We start from the raw sequence: 4,255 nt of genomic DNA on the forward strand, positions 1-4,255 counted from the left end.
CCAGCTTGGCGAACGCACCCGCGCCAGACACCGCATTGTTCAGCGTACCGTCGCCCGCCTGATCCACAGCGAGTGTCGTCCCCTGAACCGTGCTGATCGCACCCGTCCCAAAGCTGGACGTCGTCCCGTGCAGCGTCCCAGCCTGAATATCGGTGCCACCGGCATATGTATTCACGCCAGACAGGGTCAGGGTATTCGCCCCCATCTTCGTCACCGATCCAGCCCCTGAAATATTCGGAGAAACCGTCACAGTGTCATCCCGATATACGGTCAGGTTTGACGATGCATTGAGCAGCTGGATTCCAGAGCTGTTATTGATCGAACCGATGATGCCGCCATAATAGCCCAGCTCAAGCGTTCCTGCGCTGACAACCGTGGCACCCGTATAAGTGTTAGTGGCTGTCAGGGCGACTGTTTTGCTGCCATCCTTGATCAGATCACCTGTACCCGTAATGATATTGCTGACCATCTCGGGCCAGACCGCCTTCTGGCCTGTATAATTGTCCTGACTGATACGCAGCGTCGCATCATTCTGAATCACCCCGGCACCTCTCAGACTGAGCGGAGACGCTGCCAGGGTTCCTTGCTGGACGATCGTGTTGACGACCGGCCCTGCACCGTGTGCGTACTGGTTGTCCCCCGTCAGGGTCAGGATGCCGCTCCCTGTCTTGACAAGATTGCCCCCCCCCGTAATGGCGCCGGTCAGACGAGTGTTGAAACTTCCCGTATCAACCGTCGAGGTGGTGCTGCTTCCAAGACTTATATTGACCGCACTGGTCAGATCAGAAGTGACGTCCCGCAACGTGCCACCGGACAGCGTGAACGTGTAGTCCTTTGACGTCCCCGTCGCCTGGATCCCGTCCGTACCACCGACTTCCAGAGCACTCCCGCTCCCAAGCCAGACGGTATTCGCCCCAAGACCGTTAACGGCATCCGGCTGGCCGATGGTGAGTTTTCCATCAACATGCACAAGAGCGATGCCACCGGATTGCCCCGTGGCATTCAACGCAGCATTGCCGCCCCCTGAACCAAGCGTCAGGTCCTGCGTCACAAGGCTGCTTCTGTCCGACGCGCCATAAGATGTGAGATTGATGGTCCCAAGGGTACCATCTCCCAGACCGGCGGTGACGGACGCGGCAGAGACATGGGCATTTGAAGAAATATTAAGGGTCGTTCCGGTATAGGCATCAGGCGCTGCACCGATGACCAGCGCCTGTTCCGCACTCAGAGAGGAACCAGAACCAGAAACCATGATCAGGGCAGCACCTGCAGGCGGCGCGCCGGCAGTAATGCTCTGGGCTGAAATCTGCGCTCCGCTGCCAATCGTCAGAGCCCCGGTGGCAATAACCGGAGACGCATACGCCTGACTGGCCGCCGGGCCCTGAAAACTTCCCCTGATTGTCTGGGTCGCTGCGGAGGCTCCGGCGGCTCCGGCGGCTCCGGCGGCTCCGGCGGAAGCAAAACTCAGGGTCGAAACCGTAGCCAGAAGAAAGCAGTTCAGCTTCCAGCCTTTCTGACTGGCAATATGCGGAAGACCCTGCAGGCAAAACATTAATATTACCTCAATAAAAACATCTTTCTCATGTAAAAAGATGTTGAAAAATGAAACCTTTCGTTATTTTTGCGGAAATCATATCAAACGTAAAGGAGAAAAATTTCTATTCCTCATACATATCATGTATTGAAGACCAGACCGGCGCCCGAAATATAAGACTACTAAAAATGTTCAGTTCATGTACCTTCTTCTCGTTCTCCCTGACACCACACGGACGCAGCTCCAGAAGCTGCATTTCCGTGTGATGAAACAAATGTTGTAATCTGTGAAAATTTCGCTCTCTTAATTCGAAATCGGATTATTCTGACTATCGGTCCATTTGGTGCCGTTGGCATGGTAGAATGCAGCCACACCGGTCACGCCGTTCAGCTTGCAATCCGAACACCACATCTGGGTTCCGTCCTGAGCGGGACGATAGACGTTGTTGAGATCAGACGCGGACATTGACCCCGGCGTGGTCCCCGCATTTGCGCTCAGCATTCCAGTAACGGAGAGGCTGGCATTCGTCCCACCACTATCCTGCAGCTTCAGGGTATTTCCCGAAGGCGCTGAAAAATAGGGCGCACCATTCACACCATCCCCGGTGGCGGGCTCGATCTGCACCGTATGCCCGGGCCCCACGGTGACGTCACCACTTCCGCTGACAGTCAAACCACAATTGGTCCCTGAGCCGCAGAGCGCAACCGAGCTGTCCGACATGCCATACTTGATCGCGCCATTCACATAACCGCTGATCGTGCCATACCAGCTCTGGGTGCGATTGGTGACACTCGGATTGGTGCCGGGCGTTACAACAGGGCCAACGTAGAGGTTCGGGTTCGCACCCGCCACATCCTGCTGAAGCCGCGTGATCTGCCGGTAAGACATCCCGTCTGCGATGGCCACATTCTCACTCAGCGTGAAGGTCTTCCCAACGGCCGTACTGGCATCAAACCTGGAGCAATGACTGGCGACGTAAAGCGACTGGCCATAGATCGCGCTGCTGTTGCAACCACCCCAGAGCGAAATCTGGATCGGCAGACTGCCTGAAACCACAACGCCTGCGCTGTCCTCCGTGAACTCTGTTCCGTCATTCAGTGCGCCATAAGACTGTGGCGACAGGACATAGCCGGAGTATTTCACACTGTGCGGGGTCTTGGCATAGGTCGCAAAGTCGGCTTCTTCAGCCTGGTATTCATGCGCCAGAGAGGTTTCCGCACCTGCCGTCGGCTCGACATAGCTGGCATACACATTCCGGGCAAAAACCTTGCCGGGAGAGCCAATCCAGACCGTCGGTGTCGTGCGGCTGGAGTAGAGCGACGTGTCCAGTTTCGTCACATCCGGAACCGCCCCTGTTCCAGGGGCCTGCTCGAACACCGACCAGCCGTTGACCGTAATCGTATTGCCCGACCAGCCCGTGACATAGCCGCCATAAAAACGGGCGGTCGGGATCTGACCGGATGAACTGCCCGTATCCGTCAGGCTCGTATCAATGGAATTCGACCAGATATACATGCCTGCACGCAGCTGATTGATCTGCTCTGCCGTCAGCGCGGATGCCAGCGTCACGGATGTAGCCGTATAGGCCGTGACCGGAAGGATCAGGCGGGCTGGTGCATTGTCGAGATGCTCATAGAACCCCACGATATCGCCCATGCCCGCGTTGGCGGAAACACCTTCATGCCAGTCGGTGCCTGAAATGGCCGCACGACCCGCACTGTCCGTCTGGGTGCCCCCCGTCGCAATCACGCACAGCGCGCAGCCATTGTTGTAATTACCATAAGGGCGCGCAACAATATTGACGATCGCACTGGTTGCCGCATCCCCAGCCCCACCAGAAACGACCGGAAGAGAAAACCCCCCCAACCAGATCGCATTGATATCACCGGCCAGAGCATCCTGCGCGCCAGCCCCAAGGCTGTCCTGTATGGCAGAAACCAGCGACCCGTTACTTGCCGTATATTGCGCCTGCGTTGAAACATTCGCAGTCACGTTCCCATTATCATTGAGGCCGGCAATACCATTTGGGACGTTAATATCGCTTTGATTAAGACCATTACAGGCGACCGGCGTACCACCACCATCAACCCCGCAGATTTCCTGCACAACCAGAGTTTTCTTCCACACTCCGTTATTGTCTTTGTATGCTTCAGCGTACGGGATTTTTTGTGAATTTTCTTTTGTTATTACTGTGACCTGCTGAAAATCTCCATTCTTGTCTTTATAAGACATCGGATAAGAAAATGCGAAGGTCGGAAATATAAGAAATAAGATTACAATCTTCTTCAATGCATGAATCTCCCAATACGCATAGCGAGACTGACGCCGGTCTAAGCAGGCATCACCGAAATTCAATTTTTTGGAAATACAATGGTATAAATTACCATGCTTTCATAAATTAGCAGAAATTCGGTTATATTGCAAGTTTTTACCGTATCGACCTGTCTGCACAGACTTCCGGATATCTTCACCGCACTTCAGTAAAATCCTGAATTGGTCCTACAAATCCTCAGACAATCCTCCTGCCTTGAGGATCTGGTTGAGGCCGATGGCGGCGATTGTGGCGGTTGCAATGCCGCCCAGCGTCACACCGCCGATTGTGAAAGTGAGGTCTCCCGCCCCGGCCACGAGGGCCACGCCAACAGGAAACAGCGTTGAGGCACGGGAGAAATCGACGCGGTTATCCACCCAGACGCGCACCATCGTCGCCGCGATCAGACC

At 55.2% G+C, this 4,255-nt stretch carries 2 protein-coding genes and 1 pseudogene; all 3 read right to left on the minus strand.

Features of this window, described 5'->3' with window-relative positions:
- Nucleotides 1-1,552, minus strand: a 1,552-nt coding sequence (locus tag HK22_RS14755) for an autotransporter-associated beta strand repeat-containing protein (RefSeq protein WP_198945565.1), incomplete at its 3' end; no start/stop codon positions are given.
- A 285-nt stretch (nt 1,553-1,837) separates the two neighbouring features.
- Nucleotides 1,838-3,661 carry a hypothetical protein gene (locus HK22_RS14760; RefSeq protein WP_143412442.1) on the minus strand — a complete coding sequence of 608 codons (1,824 nt, stop codon included), beginning with the start codon at nt 3,659-3,661 and terminating at the stop codon, nt 1,838-1,840.
- A gap of 372 nt (nt 3,662-4,033) precedes the next feature.
- Nucleotides 4,034-4,255, minus strand: a pseudogene (locus tag HK22_RS14765) (pyrimidine utilization transport protein G); the annotation flags it as partial.

The sequence above is a fragment of the Gluconobacter sp. DsW_056 genome, assembly GCF_002153595.1.
Taxonomy (GTDB): domain Bacteria; phylum Pseudomonadota; class Alphaproteobacteria; order Acetobacterales; family Acetobacteraceae; genus Gluconobacter; species Gluconobacter albidus.